The 26,051-nt window shown below is 70.3% G+C and carries 20 protein-coding genes and 2 pseudogenes; 14 read left to right on the top strand and 8 right to left on the bottom strand.

The features are described 5' to 3' along the window. From NBZ83_RS13630 to NBZ83_RS13620, 3 genes and pseudogenes are all read right to left on the bottom strand, one after another. Window positions 1–1,128, bottom strand: a pseudogene (locus NBZ83_RS13630) (hypothetical protein); the annotation flags it as partial. Window positions 1,129–1,136: 8 nt separating this feature from the next. Then, on the bottom strand, window positions 1,137–1,517 hold the full coding sequence (locus NBZ83_RS13625; RefSeq protein WP_261565092.1) for a hypothetical protein: 381 nt from the start codon (window positions 1,515–1,517) through the stop codon (window positions 1,137–1,139). Between the two features lie 68 nt (window positions 1,518–1,585). Then, on the bottom strand, window positions 1,586–3,880 hold the full coding sequence (locus tag NBZ83_RS13620; RefSeq protein ID WP_261575083.1) for a hypothetical protein: 2,295 nt from the start codon (window positions 3,878–3,880) through the stop codon (window positions 1,586–1,588). Window positions 3,881–4,070: 190 nt separating this feature from the next. Between NBZ83_RS13620 and NBZ83_RS13615 the strand changes: the two genes are divergently transcribed. Beyond that, the gene (locus NBZ83_RS13615; RefSeq protein ID WP_261565090.1) at window positions 4,071–4,193 is read left to right on the top strand and encodes a hypothetical protein; all 123 of its coding nucleotides are present in this window, start codon (window positions 4,071–4,073) and stop codon (window positions 4,191–4,193) included. Between the two features lie 48 nt (window positions 4,194–4,241). Further along, window positions 4,242–6,488: an SF1B family DNA helicase RecD2 gene (recD2, locus tag NBZ83_RS13610; protein ID WP_261575082.1), complete on the top strand. Its 2,247-nt coding sequence runs from the start codon at window positions 4,242–4,244 to the stop codon at window positions 6,486–6,488. A gap of 12 nt (window positions 6,489–6,500) precedes the next feature. Here the strand turns inward: recD2 and NBZ83_RS13605 are convergent, their stop codons facing one another. Next, entirely contained in the window at window positions 6,501–8,303 is a 1,803-nt protein-coding gene (locus tag NBZ83_RS13605) for a protein kinase domain-containing protein (protein ID WP_261565088.1), read from the bottom strand. 478 nt (window positions 8,304–8,781) lie between these two features. On the opposite strand from NBZ83_RS13605, the gene NBZ83_RS13600 reads away from it, so the two are divergent. Then, window positions 8,782–9,570 carry a TauD/TfdA dioxygenase family protein gene (locus tag NBZ83_RS13600; RefSeq protein WP_261565087.1) on the top strand — a complete coding sequence of 263 codons (789 nt, stop codon included), beginning with the start codon at window positions 8,782–8,784 and terminating at the stop codon, window positions 9,568–9,570. A 461-nt stretch (window positions 9,571–10,031) separates the two neighbouring features. Here the strand turns inward: NBZ83_RS13600 and NBZ83_RS13595 are convergent, their stop codons facing one another. Beyond that, window positions 10,032–10,628: a CGNR zinc finger domain-containing protein gene (locus NBZ83_RS13595; protein WP_261565086.1), complete on the bottom strand. Its 597-nt coding sequence runs from the start codon at window positions 10,626–10,628 to the stop codon at window positions 10,032–10,034. A 632-nt stretch (window positions 10,629–11,260) separates the two neighbouring features. Between NBZ83_RS13595 and NBZ83_RS13590 the strand changes: the two genes are divergently transcribed. The 8 genes from NBZ83_RS13590 to NBZ83_RS13555 all read left to right on the top strand — a co-directional run bounded on the left by NBZ83_RS13590 (window position 11,261) and on the right by NBZ83_RS13555 (window position 21,758). After that, window positions 11,261–12,814 (top strand): ABC transporter substrate-binding protein, encoded by a 1,554-nt coding sequence (locus NBZ83_RS13590; RefSeq protein ID WP_261575081.1) that lies wholly within the window; start codon window positions 11,261–11,263, stop codon window positions 12,812–12,814. A 43-nt stretch (window positions 12,815–12,857) separates the two neighbouring features. Further along, a complete protein-coding gene (locus NBZ83_RS13585) occupies window positions 12,858–13,895 on the top strand; it encodes an ABC transporter permease (protein ID WP_261565084.1) in 1,038 nt (345 codons plus the stop codon). Between the two features lie 2 nt (window positions 13,896–13,897). After that, window positions 13,898–14,788: an ABC transporter permease gene (locus tag NBZ83_RS13580; RefSeq protein WP_261565083.1), complete on the top strand. Its 891-nt coding sequence runs from the start codon at window positions 13,898–13,900 to the stop codon at window positions 14,786–14,788. 14 nt (window positions 14,789–14,802) lie between these two features. Then, complete coding sequence (nikE, locus tag NBZ83_RS13575) at window positions 14,803–16,536, top strand: nickel ABC transporter ATP-binding protein NikE (RefSeq protein WP_261565082.1); 1,734 nt, start codon at window positions 14,803–14,805, stop codon at window positions 16,534–16,536. A 28-nt stretch (window positions 16,537–16,564) separates the two neighbouring features. Then, window positions 16,565–17,950, top strand: coding sequence for an NtaA/DmoA family FMN-dependent monooxygenase (locus NBZ83_RS13570; RefSeq protein ID WP_261565081.1), 1,386 nt, complete (start codon window positions 16,565–16,567; stop codon window positions 17,948–17,950). A gap of 2 nt (window positions 17,951–17,952) precedes the next feature. After that, window positions 17,953–19,728 (top strand): FAD-dependent monooxygenase, encoded by a 1,776-nt coding sequence (locus NBZ83_RS13565; protein WP_261565080.1) that lies wholly within the window; start codon window positions 17,953–17,955, stop codon window positions 19,726–19,728. Between the two features lie 82 nt (window positions 19,729–19,810). Next, window positions 19,811–20,827 (top strand): LLM class flavin-dependent oxidoreductase, encoded by a 1,017-nt coding sequence (locus NBZ83_RS13560; protein WP_261575080.1) that lies wholly within the window; start codon window positions 19,811–19,813, stop codon window positions 20,825–20,827. Window positions 20,828–20,891: 64 nt separating this feature from the next. Then, a complete protein-coding gene (locus NBZ83_RS13555) occupies window positions 20,892–21,758 on the top strand; it encodes a DUF1684 domain-containing protein (RefSeq protein ID WP_261575084.1) in 867 nt (288 codons plus the stop codon). A gap of 124 nt (window positions 21,759–21,882) precedes the next feature. On the opposite strand, the gene NBZ83_RS13550 is transcribed toward NBZ83_RS13555, so the two are convergent. Together NBZ83_RS13550 and NBZ83_RS13545 are read right to left on the bottom strand one after the other, a co-directional pair. Continuing rightward, a complete protein-coding gene (locus tag NBZ83_RS13550; RefSeq protein WP_261575079.1) occupies window positions 21,883–22,089 on the bottom strand; it encodes a hypothetical protein in 207 nt (68 codons plus the stop codon). 117 nt (window positions 22,090–22,206) lie between these two features. Next, window positions 22,207–22,431 (bottom strand): hypothetical protein, encoded by a 225-nt coding sequence (locus NBZ83_RS13545; RefSeq protein WP_261575078.1) that lies wholly within the window; start codon window positions 22,429–22,431, stop codon window positions 22,207–22,209. A gap of 116 nt (window positions 22,432–22,547) precedes the next feature. Between NBZ83_RS13545 and NBZ83_RS13540 the strand changes: the two genes are divergently transcribed. From NBZ83_RS13540 to NBZ83_RS13530, 3 genes are all read left to right on the top strand, one after another. Next, complete coding sequence (locus NBZ83_RS13540; RefSeq protein WP_261575077.1) at window positions 22,548–23,390, top strand: GntR family transcriptional regulator; 843 nt, start codon at window positions 22,548–22,550, stop codon at window positions 23,388–23,390. A 316-nt stretch (window positions 23,391–23,706) separates the two neighbouring features. Next, a complete protein-coding gene (locus tag NBZ83_RS13535) occupies window positions 23,707–24,387 on the top strand; it encodes a hypothetical protein (RefSeq protein WP_261575076.1) in 681 nt (226 codons plus the stop codon). Window positions 24,388–24,466: 79 nt separating this feature from the next. Next, window positions 24,467–25,222, top strand: a complete 756-nt coding sequence (locus tag NBZ83_RS13530) for a hypothetical protein (protein WP_261575075.1) — start codon at window positions 24,467–24,469, stop codon at window positions 25,220–25,222. A gap of 201 nt (window positions 25,223–25,423) precedes the next feature. On the opposite strand, the pseudogene NBZ83_RS13525 reads toward NBZ83_RS13530, so the two are convergent. Beyond that, window positions 25,424–25,912: pseudogene (locus NBZ83_RS13525) on the bottom strand (IS5 family transposase); the annotation flags it as partial. Window positions 25,913–26,051 lie beyond the last annotated feature (139 nt).

The following is a 26,051-nucleotide window of genomic DNA, read 5'->3' as shown; positions in this document are numbered from 1 at the left end:
GGCCGGGACGGGGCGGCGCGGCGCGGACATCGAGGGCGGGCCGCCCAGGAACGGCAGGTCGTCGCCGCGTTCGCCATCGACGTGCAGCCGGACGAGGGCCAGTGGGCGCCCGACGTCGGTGTGTCGCGCCGCCCGCGCGCGGGGGGGCCGGTCGGCGACCGGATCCGCCGACGGGGCGACCGGCGGATCCGGTCGCGACGCCGGTCCCGCGCCGGCCGACGCTCGCGGCCCGAACACGGAATCGTGCCCGGCCGGCGGTTCGTGGCCCGCGGGCAGGCGCGGCCCCCCCGGCGCGGCGGCCGGTCCCGCTCCCGGTCCCGGTCCCGGGACGGTCGGGGTCGGGGTCGTCGCGGCGTGCGGCGTCGGGCGGACCCGGCCCCGACGTCCGGATCCGGCGGTGCCGGCCGGGTCGGTGCCGGCCGGGTCGGTGCCGGCCGGGGGGTCGGCCGCCGTGAACGGCTCGCGCCCGTCCGCCGGACCGGCGACGCCCGACTGACCGGGGGTCGTGGGACCGGCGGGGCGCACCGGATCGGGGACGATGAGGATGCGGGTCACGCCGTCGTCGACCTCCGGCTCCGGCATCGCCCCCGCGTGGGGCGGCGCGGGCCGCCCCGGCGCCGGGGCCGCGCCGCCGGATGCCTCGGCCCGCTCCCGCGCGCCGGTCCCGCCCGGCTCGGCCCCGTCAGTCGGGGCGGGGCGGGCGAGCAGCTCGACCTCGCCCGCGTCCCGGTCATCGAGGTCCGCCAGGGTGAGACCGGTGCGCTGGCACGCGGCCAGGGCGATCCTTGCCAGCGCCGACCCGTCGAGGCCGGCGGCGGCGTCGACACCGTTGATCCAGCGGGCGAGGACCCGCAGTGCCGGCGCCGCTGCGGGGCTGATGGTCGCCGCCGGGTCGGCTCCCAGCGTGTGGGTGACCAGCGCCGCGTCGACGAGCTCGGGCGCGCGGGTGGCGTAGCGGGCGAGGGTGAGCTTCTCCCGCCAGGTCAGGGGCACCAGTGTGTGGGTGACGTCCTCGATGCGTATGGTCACGCGGCCGGTGCGCAGGTCGACGGTGAACGGCCAGGACCGTCCACCCGCGCGGACCCGCGGCGCCCCGGCATCCACGAGGACTTCCTCCGATTCGGTCACCGTTCCGGCTACTCCTCGCGCACGCGGGTGGCCGAGAAGGTGTAGACGGCCTCGCCGTGCGCCTCCGTCGACAGGGTGAACGTCTTCTCGTCCAGCACGCAGCCCTCGAAGGTGACCTTCCGGCTGGCGTCGCCGTGGCGCAGCACCGTGCTCACGACGAACTCCGTTCCCGAGTCGAGCAGCCCGTCCAGCGTCGCGTTGCCGGAGGCGACCCGCAGTGCGCCGGTGACGAACCGCAGCCCGAAGTAGACCGCGACCCGCTCGTCGGTGCCGATCGCCCCGACGTCGTGACGGTTGCGCACGTGCCGGTAGTCGATGGACTGCAAGCCCTCAATCACATCGTTGTTGACCCTCGCTTCGGAGGCGAACGCGGTGAAGATCTGTGGCATCGACGGCCTCCTCGCTCGCGGCGGCCTGAGACGGCCGGCCGCGGACAGTGATGGGAGCGTTGGGCCCGCTAGTTGCGGACGAGGATGGTCGCGTTGATGTAGTCGATCGCCCGCACCGGCCTGATCGCGATGTCGACCCGGACGATGCCGTTGGCGAAGTCGGCCTGGGTCGAGTGCACCGCGACGGTGAACGGGGGGCTCGTTCCGTCGGTCGACGCCACCAGCGCGCCGTCCCGGGCCATCTGCCCCAGCAACGCGCTGACCTGCTGGAGCAGGGCGTTACGCGAGCCGTCGGTGTTGAGCAGGCCGATGTAGACCTGCGCGATGGCCTTGACGTCGCGGACCGCCTTGTCCGCGGTGCGCTGCACGTTGATCTGCCGCCCGGAGGTCGCCAGCCCCTTGGCGACGATGACACCGAGCCCGCGTCGCTTCGCGATCGCCACGACGTTGCCGCGGATGAGCTGTTCCAGCCGTGCGTCCGTCACCACCGGCGGGTCGAACCCGAGCGCCGGCACGGTCTTGAAGGTGGGCGAGTCGAAGTAGTCGAGGTGGGCCAGCAGCCCGGCGAACGCCCCCGCGCTGCCCGCCGGGGCGCACAGCGCGAAGTAGTCGCTGCGGACGTCGTCGGCGTGATCCAGGATCGCCTTGACGTCGCCGGCCTGCTCGGTGGCCGTCACCGCGCCGACGCCGATCCGGTTGCGCGCCAGGTCGGCCATGGTCACGCAGTGCGCGACCACCTGCTGGTGCACGGCGCGCACCCCCGCGTCGTCGAGCTGACCGGCGACGCTCGCGATGACGAGGTCCGGCTCCTCCGCGGTCTGAAGCCGGTCCAGCGCGTCCTGGTAGTCGGCGGGGAGCAGGGACGTCCCGCCGACCAGCGGTGTCAGCTGGCCCAGCGCCGCCGGTGCGGACGTGGTGTGGACGGGAACGAACAGGTCGGTGCCCCGGACCAGCGCCGAGGCGGCGAGCATCCGCGGCAGGTACCGCTCGTCGTCGGGGTCCATGGTGAGGTCGGTGAACACCTCGGCCGGCTGGCCGTCGTCGTCGATCGCGAGGGTCACCGCCGGCGTGAGGTGGTCCACGGAGGACACCGTGTGGGTGACCCGGACGGCCAGGCCCGCCGCCGTGGCGGTGCGCGCGCGTACCTCGACGACGGGGTCGTGGCTGTCACCGGCGAGGGTCAGCGCCGGCTCGTCGTCCCCGCCGCCGGCCAGCGGCGTGCCGGTGTCGGCGTCGGGCAGGTTGCTCGCGTCGGCGACCTTGGTGAAGCGGACGGCTTCGTCGTGGATGCCGGCGAGGGCGTCGAGAGTGGCGAGGTGCGGGTGCCGGCGCGGGTCGGCGCCCTCGGTGAAGACCGTGACATCCACGGTGCGGACCAGCGTGGCCGTGTCCGCCACCGCCGGCAGCGGCGCGTCGTCCGGTCCGGGTGCCTCGGCGAGGACGTCGCTGTCGTGCGCCAGCGCGGCGACGAGCTCGGGGACGCTGGTGGCGGCCGGGGTGAGGCGCGGGGCGCCGTCGCCGGAGCTGACGGCCAGCCGGGCGGTCGTCGCGCTCGGGTGGGTGACGGCGACCCGGATCCTCGTGCCGTCGGCGCCGGCGGCCCTGGCCCGCACGATGAGCACGGTGTTCCCCGTGCCGTCGACCAGGGGCAGGCTGGCCTGGCCGTCGGTCACCCGCACCGCGAGCCGGTTGCCGGACCGGCCGGCCGCCACCGCGGTCGCCGTCACCACGGTGCCGACGCCACGCTTGAGCGCCGCGAACGCGGCCCGCGCGCCGGCGGCGCGCAGCGGGGTCGAGCCGATCCCGGCCGGCAGCTCGGTCGCCAGCCGCGGGTCGACGGCGACCAGCAGCTGGGACCGCGCGTTGATCTGGTCGAACAGGTAGTTGTCGCTGGCCGCGTCCATGACGAGGTTCCCGATGGTCTCGACGGGCCGCCCGTCGAGCGACACCTCGAGGTTGACGTACTTGACGCCCTCCCCGGACAGCGTCCGCACCTGGACGACCTTCACCGCCAGCCGCTTGCCCCAGCTTCCCTCGGCCCGCGCGATGAGCTTGACCACCGGGTCGCCCTCGTCGTCGGTGAGGAGCAGGGTCGCCTTCCCGCCGGCGCCGGGCGCCGTGCGGGCCACCACGGCGCGCGCGACCCCGTTGGCGAACGCGTCGCGCAGCTCGGGCATGGTGAACCGGCTGGCCGGGCCGAACTGGTCGAGGAACTCCGCATAGCCGCCGACCGTGGTGGGCTCCAGCGGACCGCGGTCGGTGACCCCGACGATGCCGAGGATTCCGGTGGCGCCGGGCAGGACGGGCGTCGGCTCGAGCACGGTTCGGACGAGGACACCGGGGATCATCGAGGTCGTGGGCATCGGGCGTCTCCTGTCAGGGTCGCCGATCGCGGGCCGGAGAAGCCGACAGGGTGAGCACGTCCCCGTCCGTGCCACGACCTCGCGGGCCTAAAGATACGCTCGCGACCCCTGCCAGGGAGCCGATTTCGCCTGGGACACCTGACCTGTCGGCTCACCGACACAAGGGGCTCCTGCGACGAACCGGGACGGGGTGGCCGGCGCCGGGCCGCCGACCCACCGCCTGCCGGGTCTGGCACCGGGCACGCCGGTGCGGGTGACCATCCCCTCCGACGCATTGATCATCTACCTCGACGACGCCCGCCCCCCGATCTGATCCGGGGCGCCGAACCCGGAGCCCTGGGGTTTCGCATAATGGCTGGCTGTGACCATTGCCCGTTCGTCTGCTGATGCCGCGCGACAGGCGGTGGTGGAGGGGGTGTTGGAGCGGATCACCTTTGTCAGCGAGGAGACCGGCTACACCATCGCCCGGCTGGCCACCGAACGGTCCGGTCCGGACCTGTTGACGGTGGTCGGTGCGCTGCTGGGCGCGCAGATCGGGGAGAGTCTGCGGCTGACCGGGCAGTGGGGCAGTCATCCCAGGTACGGCAGGCAGTTCCAGGTGCACTCCTACACCACGGTGCTGCCCGCGACGATCCAGGGCATTCGCCGTTACCTCGGCTCGGGGCTGATCAAGGGGATCGGGCCGGCGATGGCCGAGCGGATGGTCGCGCACTTCGACACCGACATTCTGCGGATCATCGAGGAGGAGCCGGCGCGGCTGATCGAGGTGCACGGGTTGGGACCCAAACGCACCAGGAAGATCGCCGACGCGTGGGAGGAACAGAAGGCGATCAAGGAGGTGATGGTGTTCCTGCAGGGAGTGGGGGTGTCCACCTCCCTGGCGGTGAAGATCTACAAGAAGTACGGGGACGGCTCCATCGGCGTGGTCCGCACGCAGCCCTACCGGCTCGCCGCCGATGTGTGGGGGATCGGGTTCAGGACCGCCGACACCATCGCCCAGGCCGTCGGCATCCCCCACGACAGCCCCGAACGGATCAAGGCCGGGTTGCAGTACACCCTGTCGCAGGCCGCCGATGACGGGCACTGCTTCCTGCCCGCACCGAACCTGATCACCGAGGCGGTGAAGATCCTGGCGGTCGAGCGGGAGCTGATCGGCCCGTGCCTGGACTCCCTCGCCGCCGACGAGGGCGTGATCCGTGAAGGTGTCCCGGTCGGGGACGCCACTGTCCCGGCGGTCTATCTGGTGCCGTTCCACCGCGCGGAGACCTCCCTCGCCGGCGGGCTGGTGCGCCTGCTCACCTGCGCCGAGGAGCGGTTGGCGTCGTTCGCGGACGTGGACTGGGACAGGGCGCGCAGCTGGCTACGGGGCCGGACCGGTCAGGACCTCGCCGACGAACAGGCGGAAGCGGTCACGCTCGCGCTGACCCGCAAGGTGGCGGTGCTCACCGGCGGCCCCGGCTGCGGCAAGAGCTTCACCGTCCGATCGGTGGTGGAACTCGCCCGGGCCCGCAAGGCCCGGGTGGTGCTGGTCGCGCCGACCGGGCGGGCCGCCAAACGGCTGGCCGAACTCACCGGACACGAGGCCTCCACCGTCCACCGGCTGCTGGAACTGCAACCCGGCGGCGAAGCCAGATATGACCGTGACAACCCGCTGGACGCCGATCTGGTGGTGGTGGACGAGTCCTCGATGATGGACGTCATCCTGGCGAACAAGCTGGTGAAGGCGGTCGCGCCGGGGGCGCATCTGCTGCTGGTCGGTGACGTCGACCAGCTTCCCTCCGTCGGCGCCGGCGAGGTCCTGCGCGACCTGCTCGCCGCCGACGCCATCCCCAGGGTCCGGCTGACCAGGATCTTCCGGCAGGCGCAGCAGTCCGGCATCGTGGTCAACGCCCACCGCATCAACGCCGGAACACCACCGCAGCTGAACGGTTTCGCCGATTTCTTCTGGTTCACCTGCGATCCGGCCGAGGACTCCGGGCTGCATCCGGCGGAGGAGACCGCCAAAATGGTGGTGGACGTCGTCGCCCGCCGCATCCCGAAACGCTTCGGGCTCGATCCCCGCCGCGACGTTCAGGTACTGGCGCCGATGCACCGCGGACCCGCCGGGGCCGGCAACCTCAACAACCTACTGCAGGAAACCCTCACCCCCGCCCGGGAAAACGTTCCCGAGCGCCGCTACGGCGGGCGGGTTTTCCGGGTCGGTGACAAGGTCACCCAGCTTCGTAACAACTACGAGAAGGGCAAGGCCGGGGTGTTCAACGGCACCGTCGGCGTCGTTACCGGCATCAATGCCGAGGACCAGTCGCTGACCATGCTCTCCGACGAGGACGAAAACCTCGTCTACGACTTCTCCGAACTCGACGAACTCGCCCATGCCTACGCCGTCACCATCCACCGTTCCCAGGGCAGTGAATACCCTGCTGTCGTGCTTCCCCTCACCACCTCGTCGTGGATGATGCTGCAACGCAACCTTCTCTACACCGGGGTCACCCGCGCCAGGAAACTCGTCGTCCTGGTCGGCTCCCGCAAGGCGCTGGCAGCCGCGGTCCGAACCCCGGGAGCCGGCCGTCGCCACACCGGCCTCACCCACCGCGTAGCCCTTCTCTGACAGTCGACCGGTCTAGGCCGAGCGGCTGTGCCACCGGCGGCTCAGCGGGGCGCTCCGCCCGGCGGACGGGAGCGTGCCGTCGTTGGTGACGGCGGGTGGATTGCCCGTCAGGGTGAAGGTCACGTCGGCGGTTTTTCCGCTGGGGCAACAGAACGAGTCGTCCGGGGCGTACAGCGCGTACCGGAGGACTACTTGTTTGTTGACGTCGTTTGCGGCACGTACCAAGGTCACGTCACTGCTCGGTTCGGTGGCGTCGTAACCGATGAAGCACTCGCCCACGAAGAAGAAGGCGCGCACGATGTTGGTCCCCGCTGGTTCCTGGAGCATGCCGATCACAACGTTGAGGCTACGTCCCTGATCGTAGCCCCTGAATTCGCTGACCTGCATTCCTTCGCCATGGATGAATGTCTCCGCGTCCCACATGCTCCTGATGCCACACGTCGACCGTGCCGTCCCCGTGGCGGTCACCCGTTCCGTATCGCCCCGCTCATGGCCGGTCGCTGCCGTCATGCCCCCCTGGCCCGGCGAGGTGGCCACGCCCGCGCCCACCGGCTGGCCCGGCCCGCCGGTCGGGGAGACATCGACCGCGCCTGGGCTCGAACCGGCTGGCGTGGTGGCCGGCGAGCCGACCGAGCCGGTGGTCGAACCGGCCGGCACCCTGGCCATCACCCCGGCTCGGGCCCCCGCGGGATCCGGCCGGCCGGTCGGGAGCACCGCCCAGGCCACCGCCGCGAGCAGCAGGAGCAGGCACGCGGCACCCACCGCCACGACCGGCCCGGCCCGGCGACGGCCTCGCGGACCGGCCGAACCCGGCTGACGGCCCGCACCGCCGCGGTCCGTGCCGGCGCCGCCGTCCGTGCCGGCGCCGCCGTCCGTGCCGGCGCCACCGCCTGTGCCGGCGCCACCGTCTGTGTAGCCATCGACCGCATTGGCACCGTCAACGCTGGCACCGTTGCCACCGCGGTCCCCGGACGTGGGCGCAGAGGTGATCGCTTCGTCCGCGCTGTCCGGCGTGGTGCCGTTCTCGGCGAGCCAGGAGGCGAGATCCGCCGCCGTCGGACGCGCCGCCGCATCCTTCTCGAGTGCCCGTCCGACGATCTGCGCGAGACGTTCCGGGACGCCGACGAGGTCCGGCTCCGTCCGCAGAATCCGCACGGCGACCGCCTCGATGCTTTCGCTGTCGAACGGCGGCCGTCCACTCGCGGCGAAGACCACGCAGGCTCCCCAGGCGAACACGTCCGTGGCCGATCCGGCTCGTTCGCCGCGGATCTGCTCGGGTGCCATCCACAGGCCGCTGCCGAGCACCGCGCCGGTGCGGGTGTGGTTCGTGGTGTCGACGGAGCGCGCGATCCCGAAGTCGATGACCTTGGGGCCGTCCCACGCGAGGATGATGTTGGCTGGCTTGATGTCGCGGTGAACGACGCCGCCGGCGTGAATGGCCACCAGCGCCTCGGCCAGCCCGGATGCCAGCGAGTCGAGCATCCGGCCCGCCAGCGGTCCATGGGTGGTGACCGCCGATGCGAGGCTGGCACCCTCGACGTACTCGGCGGCGTACCAGGGCTGCTCGGCATCCACGTCGGCGTCCACCACGGCGGCCACGAACCGTCCGCGCACCTGGCTCGCGGCCTCGACCTCGACGCGGAAGCGAACGCGGAAGCCGTCCTTCTGGAGCATGCGCGGCACCTTGAGGGCGACCGGCTGGCCGTCGGGACCGAACGCCAGGTAGACGATTCCCATGCCACCGGAACCGATGCGTTGGCGGACCTGATACGGACCGATCTGCCGCGGGTCTGCTGCCTGCAAAGGCGTCAACATGGCCTCTCCCCGCGGCTCAGCGAGTTCCCGGTACCAGGATCCCGACACAAAGGTGACGCCCACCCTCCCGCGCACGTTGCCACCTGGCCAGGATCGGTCGTGTCCGATCCGTGACAGCCCCTGCTGGTGATCTTCGACTGCTCGGACCTGCCGTGCGCCACCCGAGGGTGATGCGTGGCGCTGGCGGCGGTCGTCCGAAGAAACAATCCGGCAGTAATGACGTAGTGAATTGACCGGATGGTTGACGGTGCTTCCGTCGCGGTGCGACGCTCGTCAGGTTCCGGTGTTCGACATACCGGCCGTGTTCGTGTGGCGAAGGCCCTTCGGCGCCCACGCCGCGCGCATTCTTCCGCTTGCCGGACAGCGGGTGCCGAGCTCCGTCACCACCTGCGCCGAGGGGCCGCTGCGCTACTTCGTCTCCGAGCGGTTTTTCCATGTCTCACACAGATTTTCCATGTCTCACACAGAGGGGGTCACGGTGACCGCCACCCGAACCGCACCTTACGAAACCCGCCCGGCCAGTCCCGTCCTCGGCGCCGAGATCGTCGGTGTCGACCTGACGGGCGCCGTCGACGACGCCACCGCCGAAGCCCTGCGCGAGGACTTCTGGAAGCACAAGGTCCTGGTCTTCCGTGGCCAGCACCTCACACCGGACGCGCATGTGAAGGCCGTGCAGATCTTCGACAAGCCGTTCGACCATCCCAGGTGGCTCCACCGCTACGAGGACAACCGGTTGGTGTACGTCTTCAACCTCGAAAAGGGGGGCGCTGCCGCGCAGTGGCACGTCGGCGGCACCTGGCGGAACCCACCGTTCAACATCGAGTCACTGACCTACCAGGTGGTGCCGGAGGTCGGCGGTCGCACACTGTGGGCCGATCTGCAGGCGGCGTACGACGGGCTGTCCGAGCCGTTCAAGCGGCTACTGGAATCGGTCAACGCCGTGTACAGCGATTATCCGGGGGACGGGACCTACAACCGGCCACCGGTGACCGGTACCGTCGAGCACCCGGTGGTGCGCACTCACCGCCACACGGGCCGCAAGGGGCTCTTCATCAGCTCGTCGGCAATCCGCCTGAGCGGCATCAACGCGGCTGAAGGGGAGGCCCTCCTGCCGTTGCTGCTGGCGCACGCCTCCTCGCCCAACTACACCGTGGGCTTCGGCTGGAGGCCCGGAGATTTCGTGATCTGGGACAATCAGGCCACCTGGCACTACGCGGTGAACGACTACGACGGCCCACGCGAATACCGCAAGGTCATCGGCGGCTGACTCGGCTGATTGCGGCCCTCGTTTCTCCACCCCGGGTGGCCGCCAGCCAATCCTGCTGGCCATCCCTCTCGGTGCGGCCCCGGCCGGCTGCCGCCCGCGTCCCCGCCAACCCGATTGCCAACCCGATTGCCGGCCAGATCGCGGCCAGATCATGCCGAGGTTGAAGCACGGTTTCAGGCCGAAAAACCGTGCCCAAACCTCGGCATGACCCCGTGCGCAACTGGTCACAGAAGATGCGAGAGATGCGGCGGCCGACGGGGCGCGCGGGACCCCGGGCGGCCCAGCCTCCGCGGGGTGTCGCCGGCCGAGCCTGGCATCACGGTGCCGCCCTCGCGTAGAGACGGTGCCGCCCTCGCGTAGAGACTGAGCGGGCCGGCGACAGCGAGGCCATACCGACGAAGATCGCCAGCTCGTCGAGTCCTTCGACGACTCTCCCGAGAGCCACCTCGGCCAGGCCACGGCTAGGTCGCTGTAGTCGGTTCGGCGTGGCGTCTGCGGTAGTTGGCGGAGGCCGAGCGCTCGCCGCAGCGCCTCATCGAGCACCACCGCCTGGCCCCGGAGGGCGAGCGGTCGTAGAAGGCGAGCCCGCAGCCCTCGCAGGAACGCAGGCGGCCCGGCTCGCCGGTGGTCAACAGGTGCACCGCGTCCCGCGCGAGGACGGACAGCACGCCGGCCAGGTCGGGCTGCGGGACCTCGATCCGCGCCCAGGCATCCCCGCGGAGGAAGAACGTCGGCGTCGGCGCCGCGGCGCACACGTTGAGGTGCCCGACGTCCTCGGGATCGGGGCCGGCGCCGGCGAGCCGGGCCCGGACGAGGCGGTCCACGGCGGCGCGCAGTACCTGGATCCGGTCCACGTCAAGCGAGGTGAGCCCGGCCGCCGGGGTCGGCAGGTCGAGGGTGGCGAGCCACGCCGCCGTGTCGTCCGCCGTGGCGAGCAGGTCCGGGCCGTCCGGGGTGCGGGTGGCGACGAGGTCGAGACAGAGGCTGCCGGTGTCGACCCGCCTGGTGCGGGTGGTCGTGCGCATCGGGGCGGGCTCGGCCGCAACGGATGGGGTCACGTGACTCCTCGGACGGCTCGAACCGGATGTTCGTCAGGGGATGATGCCATGAGTCGAGGGGGCGATGTTGCTGGTTAAGTGCCAGTTATCTCGGGCGACTCGCCGAAAATCATTACAACATGGGTTGACATTACCCTTCCGGACGGCTTTGATCAGTCGCGTGACGACGGAGGAACCGAGGGCAGGTGTGACGGGCCTTCGCGTGCTCATGCCGCTCGTCACCTGCCGTGAGGTCGACCTCATGCGCACCGGTAGCGCCATCTGTCGGTGAGTGGCGGGGGCCCAGGCGGCGCCCCCAGGTGTGAACGCACGAGCCACGAGCCCCGCGACATCCTCGCGGGGCCGATCCGCGGTCGTCCGCGACCCGGTCTCTGACGACCCTGAGCAGTAACCCCACAGTCCACCCGCGCTCCAGAGTCGTGGCGCCGGGTTCGAACACGTCCCCCTGATGCGCCGTCGCCGGGCACCGTGCCCCGGCCGGTCGATGTCGGGACGAGAACCCCGACATCGACATCGACATCGACAACGGCGACGGGACATCGCTCCCGCCGCCCGGACCATCGCGCCTGTCGTGCGACGACCGCCGGTGCAGCCGTTGCGGCGCGCGAACGATCCCATCCGATCGGAGAGAAATGATCAGAACGACGAAGAGGCGCCTCGGCGTGCTCACCGCGCTGGTGACGGCCGGTGCTCTCCTCGCCGGATGCTCGACCGGCTCGGCCGCCGGCGGGGGGAGTGGCTCGGACACGGTCCGCTGGGGGACCAAGCAGATCGCGGTCGCCTGGGACCCGGTCGTCACCGGATCGACCGGGGCGACGAACTACCTCACGCCCATCTACGAGTCGCTGTTCACGCTGGACGAGAAGCGTGAGGTGAAACCGGCTCTCGCCGAGGGCTACAAGTACAACCCGGCCGGCGACGAGATCACCATCCGGCTCCGTCCCAAGCTGACCTTCCAGGACGGGTCGCCGGTCAACGCCGAGGCCGTCAAGTTCAACATCGACCGGATCAAGTCGCAGCAGAACTCGGCGCTGAAGGGGTCGTACAACAACGTCAAGTCGGCGACCGTGATCGACGACCTCACGGTGCGGCTCGATCTCGGCCAGCAGGACTACCAGATCCCCCGCCTGCTCGCCGTGCGCGGCGGCATGCTGCCCAGCAAGGTGGCCGCGGCGGCGGACCCGGTCAAGCTCAGCCAGACGCTCCCGGTCGGCGCCGGTCCGTACAAGGTCGTGGAGCTCGTCCCCGAGTCGAAGATCGTCCTGGAGAAGTGGGACGGCTACTGGGACGCGGCGAACATCCACGTCAAACGGATCGAGATCGACTTCGGCATCGACGCGAGCACGCTCGTGCCGGGCCTGCAGTCCGGTGTGTACAACTTCGCCCAGATCGACGGGGCGCAGATCCAGCAGGCGCGGGGCGCCGGCTTCGACATCCTGGCGGGCGTCGACCGGCAGTGGGGGTCGACCTTCCTGAGCCTCAACCGCAACAAGGCGCCGTTCACCGACCCGAAGGTCGTCGAGGCGATCCGCTACGCCGTCAACCCCGCCGAGTTCGCCGACAAGCTCGGGTTCGGCGAGGGCGAGCCGACCCACCAGCCCTTCCCCAAGGGGCACCCGGCCTACGTCGACGGGCTGCAGACCGAGCACCCCTACAACCCCGCCCGCGCCCGGGAGATCCTCGCGAAGGCCGGCTACTCCGACGGTGAGATCTCCTTCGAGATCGCCGGCATCGCCAACAACTTCGACCAGCCTGCGGAGGTTCTCCAGGAACAGCTCAAGGCGGTCGGCATCAAGACGACGATCAAGCTGACCGACTTCGCCAACTGGGGCAAGGGGTACTACGGCAAGACCCTCGCCGCGTCGATCTTCGGCTACGTCGGCCGCGACTCCCACGTCCAGGCGCTCACCGAGCACTACGACACCGGGGGCGTGCTCAACCTGAGCTCTCCCTACACGTCCGCGCCCTTCCAGGCGGCGCTCAAGGCGGTCCGGGCCACGCCCCTCGACTCGCCGGACTACGGGCCCCGGCTGCAGGCCGCCGCCAAGGCCGGGTACGAGAACGGCTCCACGGTGTCGCTGTACACCTACGCCTCCGCCATCGCCAAGAAGAAGTCGCTCTCCGACCTGCCCGCGATCGACGGCTTCCTGAGCTGGAAGGGCGTCGCGTTCACGCACAGCGACTGAGCTGACCCAGCCGACCGGCGAGTAGCCCGCACGACGAAGATCAATGGGAGTAGATCCAGTGTCCGCACCACCGCCTGCGCTCACCGCGCCGTCTGCCGCCCGTCGTGGCGTGGCCGCTCACCGGATCGGCCGGGCGGTCGCCTCGACCGCCCGGCTGCTCGCGATCTTCGTCCCGGTGTTCCTGCTCGGCACCTTCCTCACCTACCTGCTCGGGCATCTCAGCGGGCGCAGTCCCGCCTACCTGCAGCTCGGCGACGCGGCCTCCCCGCAGGCCGTGGCGGCCATCGAGCACAAGTGGGGCCTCGACCGTCCCTTCCTCGTCCAGTACGGGGACTGGCTCGGCTCGGTCCTGCACGGCGACCTGGGAACGAGCTGGTACAACGGGCTCAGCGTGGCGCACGCGCTCGGCCAGCGGGCCGCCATCACGCTGTCGGCCGCCGGGGTCGCGCTCGTTCTCGGCATCGTGTTCGGATTCGCACTCGGCGCGCTCGCCGCCCACTTCCACACCCGCTGGCCCGACCGGGCGATCACGACCTTCACCACGGTCATCTCGGTGCTGCCGCCGTTCATCGTGGGGATCGGGCTGGCGGCGGTGTTCGCGGTCGGCCTGCAGATCCTGCCGGCCGCCGGCTACGTGCCGATCCAGGCCGGGCTGGGCCCGTGGCTGAGCCACCTGATCCTCCCCGCGATCGCGCTCAGCTTCGACACGGCCGCCGACGTCGCCCGGCAGCTGCGCAACGGCCTGGTGTCGGCCTACCGCGGGAACTACGTCACCGGCGCGATCGTGCGCGGCCTCGGCCCGCGCCGGATCTTCTTCGTGCACGTGCTGCGCAACGGCATCGCGCCGGCGTTGGCGGTCCTCGGCCTGAAGTTTCCCAACCTGCTGGGCGGCGCGGTGATCATCGAGGCGATCTTCGGGCTGTCCGGCTACGGCGTGTACGCCAGCCAGGCCGCGGTCCGCGGCGACGTGCCGGCCGTCCAGGGTGTGCTCGTCGTCTCGGTCGTCCTCGTCGTGGTGTTCAACCTGCTCGTCAACATCGTGCTCAACCGCGTCACCCCCGACGCCGACCGGGGGGTCTGACCATGATCAGAACACTGTTGCGGCTCACGAGCGCGCGGGTCGCCCTCGTGCTGCTCGCGATCATCGCCGTCGTGGCCGTGCTGGGTCCCGTCCTGGCACCCTACGACCCGCTCAAGGGGAGCGGCCGGACGCTCGCGGGGCCCTCGGCCAAGCACTGGCTGGGCACCGACTACATCGGCCGCGACGTGCTCAGCCGCATCCTCGCCGGCGCGCCGCTGAGCATCGTGAGCACGCTGGAGGTCGCCGGGATCGCCCTGGTGCTCGGCACGATCCCCGGCATCCTCTCGGTGTATCTCGGCTCGGTGGTCGAGTGGCTGAGCCTGCGGGTCGTCGACACGTTCATCGCCCTGCCGTTCCTCGTCTTCGCGGTCGCCATGACGGCGCTGCTCGGCAACGGGATCACCCAGGCCATGATCGTCGTCGGCATGCTCCTCGCGCCGGTGTTCTACCGGGTGAGCCGGGCGGCGACGATGTCCGTCGCCCGGTCGCAGTACGTGGAGGCGGCCGCCATCGCCGGGGCCTCGACGGCCTGGATCGTCCGCAGTCACGTCTGGTCCAAGGTGCTGCCGTCGATCGCCGTCACGCTGGCCAACACCCTCGGCATCGGGCTGGTGGTGATCTCGAGCCTGACCTTCCTCGGGATCGGGATCCAGCCGCCCACCCCGACCTGGGGCGGGATCCTCGCGTCCGATCTGGGCTACCTCGCCCAGAAGCCGTACGCACCGGTCTTCCCGACCCTGCTCATCCTCGCCGCCGTCCTGGCCTGCAACCTCCTCGCGGACGCCATCCGCGACGCCGCGGGCGAGACCGGCCGCGCACTGACCGGCGCGAAGACCGCCCGGTCCAACAGGACCCGGCGCCTCGCCGCCTCGGCCGACCCGTCCCGGTCATGAGCAAGGAGCAACAGGTGACGTCGAGTGCGCAGGTTTCCGCCGATCGTGACGCGGTGCTCACGCTGACCGATGTGCGGATCCACAACGACGCCGCCGACGAGGAGCTGGTGCACGGGGTGAGCCTGCGGCTCAGGCGCGGCGGGGTCGTCGGCATCGTCGGGGAGTCCGGCAGCGGCAAGTCGCTGACCTGCAAGGCCGTGCTCGGCGTCCTGCCGGAGCACGTCGAGGTCTCAGGCGGCTCGATCGAACTGCTCGGCCGCGACGTCGCCGGCCTGTCCCCGCAGGAGTGGACGGCCCTGCGCGGCACGTCGATCAGCGCCGTCTTCCAGGACCCGGCGTCGTACCTCAACCCGTCCATCCGGGTCGGCAAGCAGGTCCAGGAGGTGCTGCGGGTCAAGCAGGGGCTCAGCCGGGCCGCGGCGAAGCAGCGGGCCATCGAGCTGCTCGACGCCGTCCACCTGCACGATCCCGAGTACGTCTACGAGCAGTACGTGCACGAACTCTCCGGCGGCATGCTGCAGCGCGTCCTCATCGCCATCGCGATCTCCCTCGAACCCGAGGTGCTCATCGCGGACGAGGCGACGACCGCGCTCGACACCACGGTGCAGGCCGGCATCCTCGACCTGCTCGTCGAGCTGAAGGACCGGATCGGGCTGTCGCTCGTCGTCGTGTCGCACGATCTCGCCGTCGTCGCGCAGCTGTGCGACGAGGTGCTCGTCATGCGCGACGGGCACGTCGTCGAGCAGGGCCCCACGTCCGAGATTCTGCACACCCCGCAGCACGAGTACACACGGCTGCTCGTCGCCGAGCACGAGCAGTACGGCCTGAACAGTTCCGCCACCGGTCCGCGGCCGCCAGCACCGGTGTCGGTGCCGGTGTTGGTGCCGGAGCCCAGAAGTTCGACCATGCCCGCGTCGACGGAGCCGGTCCTGCAGGTCGACGGGCTGGGCGTCCACTTCGGCCGGGGGCGCGGGCGCAAACAGGCGCTCGAGGGGGCCTCGCTGGTGATCCGCCCGGGAGAGACCGTCGGCGTCATCGGCGAGTCCGGGGCGGGCAAGTCCACCCTCGCGCGCGCGGTGCTCGGCCTGGCACCTGTCTCGGCCGGTTCCGTGCAGGTCGCCGGGCGGGACATCACCCACCTGTCGGGGCGTGAGCGGCGGGCGTTCGGCCGCGACGGCGTCGTCCAGTACGTGTTCCAGGATCCGCTGCGCAGCCTCGATCCGGAGCACACCGTCGCCGTGTCCGTCGCGGAACCGTTGCGCATCCGGGGCGGACTCGACCGGGCGGCGATCGACGAGGCCGTCCGGCGGCAGGTACGCGCCGTCCGGCTCGACGAGTCACTGCTGGACCGGTTCCCCGGCGAGCTCTCCGGCGGGCAGCGCCAGCGGGTGGCGATCGCCCGCGCGCTCATCAGCTCACCGCGCCTGCTGATTCTCGACGAGCCGGTGAGCGCGCTGGACTCGGCCAACCGCGTCGCGATCCTCGAGCTGCTCCGCGAGCTGCGCTCCACCGTCGGCGTCGCGATGCTGTTCATCTCCCACGATCTCGGGTCGGTCGCGGGGATCTCGGACCGGACGATCGTGCTCTACCGCAGCCGGATCGTCGAGGCCGGCGACACCGCGCGCATCGTCAGCGCGCCCGCTCACCCCTACACCCGGCTGCTCGTGGGGTCGGCGCCGACCCTCACCTCCGGACCGACCGACCGCGTGCAGCGCGAGCGGTTGCGGGCCGGGCTCTTCGTCTCCTGATGCCGCGACAACCATAAGGAAGGCACCCGTGAAACGACAGGTGCGACTCTGCCTGAACCTGCAGGCGACAGGCCGCCACGACGCGGCCTGGAAGACCCTGCCGCCGACATCGGACTGGATCGCCGGCATCGACTACTACACGGAGATCGCGCGGCTCGCCGAGCGGGCCCGCTTCGACGCGATCTTCATCGCGGACCGCCTCGGTTCGCTCGACGCCGCCTCCTACCGCCGGCCCTGGCGGGGGACGGATCCGACCGTCCTGCTCGCCGCGCTGGCACGCGAGACCGAGCACATCGGACTCGTGTCGACCAACCCGGCGATCCACGGCAACCCGTTCCTGCTCGCCCGCTCGATCGCGACCCTCGACCACATCAGCAGGGGACGCGCCGGCTGGAACATCATCACCAGCCAGGAGGACGTCACCCGCGCCGCCCTCGGCATCGACGAGGTCCTCGAGCCGCAGACGCGCTACCGCAAGGCCGAGGAGTTCATCTCCGCCGTCGACGCGCTGTGGGCTTCGCTCCCCGAGGAGGCGGTGGTCGCCGACGCGGAGGCCGACCTCTACATCGACGCGCGGCGCACCCGGCCGGTGGATTTCACGGGCGAGTTCTACCGGACGTCCGGGGTGCTCCCGCTGCCCGGTGGTTACCGGGGGCGCCGCCCGGTGCTCTTCCAGGCCGGGGCGTCGAGGCAGAGCAAGGAACTGGGCGCCCGCTGGGCGGACGCGCTGTTCACCTCCCAACGGCTCCCGGAGCTGTCGCGGGAGTTCTCGGCCGAGGTCAAGGGGCTCGCGGCGGCAAACGGGCGCAATCCCGACGATCTCCTCGTCCTGCCGGGCCTGTTCACCGTCCTCGGGGCGACCGAGGCCGCCGCCCGCGAGCGCAAGCGAGAGCTCGACGAGCTGCTCGCCGTGGGTCCGCTGGTCGAGCTTCTCACCGCGCAGCTGGAGTTCGACGTCTCCGGGCTCGACCTCGACGCGCAGCTGCCCTACGCCGAGCTGGCGGCGCGCGCGGCCGCGCCGGCGGTGACCGCGCGTCGCGACCAGCTCGTCGCTGAGGCGCGCCGGCGCGGACTCACCGTCCGCCAGCTGCTGTTCCACAACCTCACCGGCGGCCAGCGGATGATCGTGGGCACCCCGGAGCAGGTCGCCGACGACATCGTGGAATGGGTCGACACCCGGGCGTCGGACGGCTTCGTCATCAACATCGACGTCCAGCCCGCGGGGTTCGTCGAGTTCATCGACGGCGTGGTGACGGAGCTGCAGGACCGCGGCCGGTTCCGGCGCGAGTACGCCCACGACACCCTGCGGGACAACCTCGGGGTCGCCGGTGCACCACCCGGCGCACCGCCCGGCGGCGGCGAAACCGCGTCGGGGGAGTCCAGCGGTTCGGTCCGCGACGGGGGGCGGCGGTAGCCATGCCCGCACGCAACGAGATCAGTCGGGGGAAGCGGCAGGTCGACGCCCTCGCGTTCCCACGGACCGAGCCCGCCGAGCAGGTCGACGTCCTCGTGGTCGGTGCCGGACCCAACGGCCTCGGCACCGCACTCGAGCTCCACCGGCACGGGGTGCAGGCCGCGGTGGTGGATGCCGCGACCGGCGCGACGCTGGTCCGCGCCGGCGCCGCCGGGTACACGTCCCGCGCGCTCGAGGTCATCCGCGGGTGGGGGCTGCTGCAGCGGATCCAGCACGCGTGGACCTTCCCGCCGGAGTGGAGCACCGGCAACCTCCTGCTCACCTCGCTCGCCGGGCACCAGCTCGCGGGGACCACGCTGCGGTCCTTCGGGTTCGGTGCGACCAGCCGGTACTCGACCGAGACGATGCTGCGCCGGCCACAGACGGTGCTGCAGCGCGTCTTCCTCGACCGGCTCGCGGAGATCGGAACCCCGGTCTCCGGCGGCTGGCGGGTCGAGGGGCTGGCGAGCTACCCCGACGGTGTGACGACGACGGTGGTCGAGGTCGAGACCGGCCGGCGGCGCACGATCCGCTCCCGGTACGTCGTCGGCGCGGACGGCGGGAAGAGCACGGTCCGCACGCTGGCGGGGATCGGGCGCTCGGGCAGCTACGCCGACGAGCGGTACTTCCGGTTCGTCGTGCGGACCACCTCGGACACCTCGTCGGTGCTCGGGGCGTTCCCGCCCGCCACCGCCGTGATCTACAACGACCGCTACTCCGGGTTCCTCGCGGCCCTCAACGAGACGGACTGGCGGGCCTACGCCGGGCCGTACCCGCTTGACCGTGACCCGACCACGGACGAGCTGATCGCGCAGGCCCGGGCGGCGTTCGGCTTCGACGTCGAGCTCGAGGTCGTGTCGCTCACCCCGTTCTTCAAGAGCACGCGCATCGCCGACACCTTCTACCGCGACCGGATCGCGCTGGTGGGCGACGCGGCGCATGTCCGCACGCCGGGGGGCAACCTGTGCGAGGGCCTCGGCGACGTGGTCAACCTCGGCTGGAAGCTCGCGGCGGTGCTGCGCGGCCAGGCCGGCCCGCGCCTGCTCGACTCCTACGACGAGGAGCGACGCCCGCACAACTGGCGGATCGCCGACTACGCCCTGGCGGAGGACCGCCGGCACACGGCCGCCTACGAGCGCGTGCGCACCCTCGGGGTTCCGGCCGACGCCGACACCAGCCCGGACGCGGCACGCCGGCGCGCCGAGATCGGCGCGATCCTCGGGGCGGGCCGCGGCCTGCCGCTCGGGGTGGTCTTCGACGAGCGCTACGACACCTCGTCGGTCATCCGGTACGAGGACGGGCAGGCCGAGGCCGAAGCCGCGGCGCCCTGGGACGCCTTCGCCTACGACGACGACGCGCGCCCCGGGCACCGGGCGCCGAACGGCAACCTCGATCCCTTCGGGTTCACCCTCTACGACCGGATCGGCTCCCACGTCGCGCTGCTCGTCCTCGCCGAGGACAACCCGGCCACCGTCGCCGCCTTCGAGGCGGCGGCCGACGCCCGGGGCATCGAGCTCGAAGTCGTCCACCTGCCGGATCCGGCGGCGCGGGAGCTGTACGGCGCCCCGTACGCCCTCGTCCGGCCGGACCATCACGTCGCCTGGCGCGGCGACGGCAGCGACCTCGACGCCGGCGCGGTGCTGGATCTGGTCCACGGCCGCGGCCAGGCCCCGGCCCAGCCTCCGGCCCAGACCCGCAGCGCCGGCTCCCGGCAGCTCGTCGACCTGGCCGAACGTTGACGGCCCGCTGCTCGCGGTCCGTTCCCCGGGCGCCGGCCGGCGGCCCGTTCCTGACCACACTCCTAGATCGGAGGTCCTGACGGTGACGGTGGACCTGACGTCAAATCCGCAGCGCGGCCTGTCGCTGTTCCTGACGATCCCCGCGGACGGCGAACCCGTCCGCACGTACAACCAGTCGCTCGAGATCGTCCGCCTCGCGGAGGAGATCGGCTACGAGACGGTGTGGGCCGCGGAGGCGCACTTCACCCTGATCGGTCTGCCGTCCGCGCTGACCTTCCTCGCGGCGGCGTCGCAGACCACGACGACGATCAGGCTGGGAACCGCGGTGGTCCCGCTCACCTTCGACAACCCGATCCGGTTGGCCGAGACGGCGGCGCTGGTCGACGCGCTCAGCGACGGGCGGCTGGAGTTCGGCGTCGGCAAGGGCAACGGCGGGGGTTTCTCCACCGTCGCCTTCGAGGCCTTCAACCTGTCCGAGGACGACCGCGAGTCGCTGTACGCCCACGCGCTCGACGATCTGCGTCGGGCCCTCGGCGGCACCATCACCGCCGGAGAGAAGGAGGTGACCCTGTACCCGCCGCCGGCCGGGCTCCTGCCGCGACTGTGGCAGGCGACCGGAAACCCGAGGACGGCGGCCGAGATCGGGCGTGCCGGCGACAGTCTGCTCCTGCACCGTCTGGTCCCGTCCGGGGACGCCGGCCAGATCCAGTCGGGTCTCATCGACGACTACCTCGGCGCCCATACCCGCGAGCGCAGCCCGCGGATCGGCATCTCCCGCGTCCTGCTCCCGGCGCCGTCCCGGCAGGAGGCGATCTCCCTGCTGGAGTCCGAGCTGCGCCGCAACCCCGGCCAGTACGTCACCCCGGGCGGCCCGCCGGGCACGGCGGAGGAGTTCCTGGCCAGGTCGAACGTGAAGTACGGCGACCCGGACGACATCGTCGAGCAGCTGCTGGCGGACGCCGCGTTCGCACGGTCGACCGACTACCTGTTCAGCATCCCGCTGCCGCAGTCCTCCCCCCGGTTCCGCGACGGGCTTCGGCTGATCGCGCAGGAGATCTTCCCCCGCCTCCCGGCGCACGACCGGGCACCGACGGCATGACCGTCGAACACGGCAACGCAGACGGACCATCGACATCGAAGGTGAGGAACCGACCTTGACCACTGTGAGCGAGACGGCGACTGTGAGCGAGACGGCGACTGGGACCGGGACGGCGACGAGGAGCGCAGCCGCCATCGCGGCCGCGCGAGCCGACTGGGACGCCTGGCTGGAGGCTTCGGAGCAGCAGCGGCACGAACCGTACGGCTTCCTCGCCTACAGCGCGCTGCACTTCCTGGACGCCGAGCCCCGCCGCGTCGAGGGGTTCCCGGGACGGTGGTCCACGGGCGAGCAGGGGCCGGTCGTCGACCTCGACGCGGGGGAGTCCCTCACCGTCGACGGCGAGACCGTGACGGGCCGCCATGTCTTCGGCCCCGTCCGCGAGCGGGAGTTCCGCAGGGCGGCGTCGTTCGGCGACGTCATCGTCGAACTGTCCCGCCGCGGCGGGCACGACCTGCTCCGCTCGCTCGATCCCCGGCACCGGCTGCGCGAGACGTACCTTCGGACGCCGGCGTTCGACTACGACCCCGCCTGGGTGATCCGGGCCGCGTTCGAGCCGTATCCCGCCCCGCGCCCGGTCGAGGTCGCCGCGGCGGTCGACGGCATCGTGCACACCCACGAGGCCGTCGGTGAAGCCGTCTTCACGCTCGACGGCACCGAGTGGCGACTGCTCCTCATCCGCGCCGAGCATCTCGCGGGGGCCGGCCTCGTCCTGTTCACCGATGCGACGAGCGGAGTCACGACCTACGCGGCCAGCCGCCGGCTGATCGCCCCCCTGCCCGCGCCGGGCAGTACCCAGGTGGAGCTCGACTTCAACCGCGCGGGGAACCTGCAGTGCGCCTACACCCCGTATGCTCCCTGCCCGCTCGCCCCGCCGCAGAACCGCCTCCCGATCCCGATCGAGGCGGGCGAGCAGATCCCCTCCTTCGCGTAGGGGAAGACCGCGCGTTTGGCGACGCGAGGGCTGGCCTGTAGCGCCCGGTCGGGGCGGATCCCCGGCCCGTGTCGATCCCCGACCAGACCCGACCCGCGGCAGCCATGATGCCCCCGCGGGCGGTTCACCCGAGGATGCGGGCGGTGCCGAAGCCGGCAGTCAGCGGATCGCCGGCGGTGAACCGGCCGGGGCTGAACGCGGCCAGGCCGGGGGCGGGCTGTTCCCCAGCGAGCAGGCCGGCGACGTGGTCGCCGAGGACCGGGGCGAGTTTGAAGCCGTGCCCGCTGGTGCCGGCATCGACCCACACCCGGTCGGTGATCTGCCCGATCACCGGCTGCCAGTCCGGGCTGACGACTTACCTACTCTTACAGAGTTGTGGGGTGCGGTCGCCCGGCCGCGTTCCCGCAGGTCGGACCGCCGGCCTGGCCCGTAGGTCGGCGGGTGCCGGTCAGGCTGCCGGGGTGTCCTCGGGTCCGGCGGTCGGCTCCTCGTCGTCGGGGATGGGGTGGGCGTCGAGCTGGCCGGTGGCGTAGGCGACGATCCAGCCGTGGATGAGTTCGCGCATGCCGATGTTGCGTTCGTTGTGGGCCTGGTCGCTGGCAGCGTTCCACTGGTCGTCGGGGATGCGGATCTGGTGGCCGCGGTGGCGGTGGCGTCCTTCTCTCCCGGTCACGGCAACAACGCGAGCCTCGGCGCGGAGCGGCCTCACCTCGCCGGATGGCACGCCCGCGGCTGGTAGCGCCTACGGTCCGCGGCGTTCAGATCGACCGGCCAGCCAGAGGGCCGCAGGTGCCGCAGGCCGGCGTCAACGGGGCGGACCTGTTACGCCGGCTCCCAGCGCCAGCCGACGTTGTTCGCGCAGACGATTGCCTCACCGTTACCCGCCACGCCCGGGAGCGGATCGCCTCCGGCGACCTCGCCGAGGGCGCGAAGCTGCCAAGCGAAAAAACGCTCGCAGAGCAGTGGAAGACCACCAGACCAACCGTCCGACAGGCACTCGCGGCGCTGCAGGCCGACGGGCTGATCGACCGGCGCCCACCGTTCGGAACGTTCGTCCGGCATCCCCCCGCCGTAACCGTCCAATGGGCCACCGACCGCTACCAACGCCGGACGGACGGACCGACGTCACCGTTCGCGCGGGACACCGAACGGGTTGCGGCCACACCGGACTGGCGGTGGGTGACCCGCCGGGAACGCGCCGAACCGGACGTTGCGGCCCGGCTCGGGATCGAATCCGGCGATCACGTCATGCGAACCGAGTACGTGTTTCTCGCCGATGGGGAACCCACACAGACGTCCGTGAGCTGGGAACCGTTCGCGTTCGTCGGTGGCACGCCGATCGAGGAACCCGAAGGCGGCGAGGGCCCGGTCGGGGTCGTCGCACGGTTCGACTCGATCGACGTGCACATCGACGCGGTGACGGAGATCGTCCGGGCGCGGCCGGCGACGGACAGCGAACGGCAGGCGCTCAGCCTCGCCTCCGGCTCATGGGTGCAGCTCGTCGAGCGGACCCACCTGACAGGTGAGCGGCCGGTCGAGACGGCCGACATCGTGCGCCCGGCCGAGTACGCGGCCCGCGGCTACCGCATCCCAATCGACTTAGTACCCGGTGTTCGTGGACCAAGCGGGTGATCCATCGGTCGCGGAGCGGCAGATGGTGGGCGAGGAAGGTGATGAGGGCGTCGTCTTTGACGACTTGGCCGGGGGTGCGGGGCGGGATACGCAGGGCCGTGATGCGGTCGGCCCACGTTGAGATTCCTTGATGCGAGCCGGACTTCCGTCACGCTCGCACGCCGTGACCCACGCAGCAAAGTCGGCGTCTCGGTCACCGATATCGCATGAAATGTGTCGGGGCACGCCCACGTTCGCAAATTCTTGGAGTGCTGAAGCACTCCGCGCTACTATCTGCACGCGTTCCTGATTCCTAAGACTTGAAAGGTCGCTTGTCGTGGAATTTATTCTAGACACTAAGTTCACCCAAGAGGATCTGAACATATTCTACGCCACCGGTACAAATATCGTTATGGGAAAGCCGAACGCGGGTGGCGCCCCGAACGTGGCATGGATTGTGTATAGGGCGCTCATCGATAATAGTGTGCAATGGAACGAGGACTACGGCGTCTACGCCTCCACCGTCGATCTTACATCCAGTGGAGCGTTGCTTACGCAAATGTCAAAGTCGGAATTCCCGGCAGTGGATGGTAAAATCTATCCGCTGGGCCCGGCTGGATTCTTTGGCCCTCCATCCTCGGGCGGCAAGTCCGGCTCATTCTATGCACAGAACAACTACGCTAACGATAAAGGATATCTGACCTTCGGGATTTTTCAGTCTGCAACCGTAAACAACTCCGCCATCACGGGAAACGCTGTCTCTGCCGCGCCAGTCATGCGCAATAGCACTGCGGAAATTACTCCCTACACCACGATCTATTTGTGGACGCAATCTCAAGTGAAGGGCAACTCTGTTATAACCACTGTTACGTCTCCCCAGACAGTCGTCACCTTCGGAGGTTCTGTCTCTGAAGTCTCGCTGGCGTACGACAGAACTACTGGGAAATTTGTTTCCACAGCAGCCCTGAAAGCATCCGACAAGATTGAAGTAACTCACATTATTCCCGAGATTCTTTAACGAGTAGTGAGAGTGCTCAAATTGCGGGGGCGGCATGCCGAACTTGAACGTGGTAACCTGGAATAGCACGGGTGAGACTGTGGCGGGCGCGACCGCGCTGCACGAGGTAATCAATTACTTGGTTGGTACTGGGTGGCAGCCGCATGTAATCGCCATTCAAGAAGCAAATTCCGGGTCGGGCGGCAACATCTACGCAATGCTCGCAGGGCTAGGCGGTGCATACAATCAGCCACCGGTCCACGCTACCGAAGGTGGCTCCGGCGGTCGAGGATACCTGTTGATCACACACAACTCTGTGGTCGGCCAAGGAACATTTGCCCGTACTGATCTCGGCACGGATTGGGTGCTACAACAGTGGATCAAGGCGAGCCTTAGCCTGCCGGCGCAAAAGATTGCGGCGGACGAACTGGCCCAGATGCGTATGCCTGCCGGCGCAGCCCTCGCTTTTCAAGGAAGAAACGTTCCTTTCCTGACGTGGCACGCACCACGAGGTCCAGGGCCAATTCTTAGCAGCGCCACGCTGAAAGGAGGCGCCAATCCGGACTCCTATTTGTTCCTGCAGAACTCTGGCGTCTACCTTGCTTTGGCTGGGCCTGGAGTTAACAACCTAGCGATCATTGCCGCAGACCTCAACATTACAGTCGATCAAATCAATGCTTCTACGGGAATTCCCGCACTGCCTGAGGTATTGGACAGCTGGACCGGAGTATCGGATAATCTAGATCATATTATTGGCCACCCGCAGGCTGGTCAACCGGTCCCGGCGTTTCAGAACTCGGGTAACTTCCTCTCTGTAGGCACGCATCGAATACTAGTAAGCACGGTGGTATGGTAAAGGCCAAGTTGAATCCCCCCTGATTTCCGACCCTAGCGACGCGCGCCGATCTTCGCCTGTCGATGAAGTGGCACGAGCCAGCTGACGAACCCCGAGGCCCCGACACGTGTCGGGGCCTTTCGCCGCATCTGCCCGTCATGGAGCCCCGAGGATCCATGCTGACGCTCTGCGGAATATATTTCTTCGTTCAGCCCGGCGTTGAACCAGCGGGATGAGCTGGGTGACGTCGTGACGGTTCCGCCGGTCACGACGGCCGCGAGCGGAACCCCGCTGGCGTCGATGATCACATGATGTTTGCTGCCGGGGTGCGCCCGGTTGACCGGGCTCGGACCTGTCTGGCCCCCCTTTTTTTAGCGCGTGGAGGTGGGAGGAGTCGACCAGCGCCCGGTGCAGGTCCAACTCGGCCGGCGGCGTTGCACTCGGCCAGCAGCTGCTCATGCAGCCGCTGCCAGACGCCGGCCGTGTGCCAGTCGTGTAGCCGCCGCCAGCAGGTCACTCCCGACATGTCGAACAGCGTGGTCGGGAGCTTCGGCCAGGGCACGTCGTTGCGCAGCACCCACAGGATGCCTTCCAACGCTGCCCGATCATCGACCGGCAGCCGGCCTGGATACCGAAACCGCGCGGCGCCGTCGGCGGCAGCAGCGGAGCCAGCCGCTCCCACAGCTCCTGCGTCAGCACGTCCTCGCGCATGACGCGAGAGACCCACCCGCCCAGCCCGGCGCATCCGGGAGTGTCCGATCAACGGTGGATGTGGTCTGGCCCGTGCCGCCGAGCGTGACTCGGCGCGAAGGGACGATCATGAGCGAGACGCTTGATCCCATGCCGACTC

Source organism: Frankia gtarii (assembly GCF_025403375.1).
Classification (GTDB): domain Bacteria; phylum Actinomycetota; class Actinomycetes; order Frankiales; family Frankiaceae; genus Frankia; species Frankia gtarii.
The sequence above is the reverse complement of the archived record's forward strand: the minus strand, read 5'-3'. Positions and strand labels throughout refer to the sequence as shown.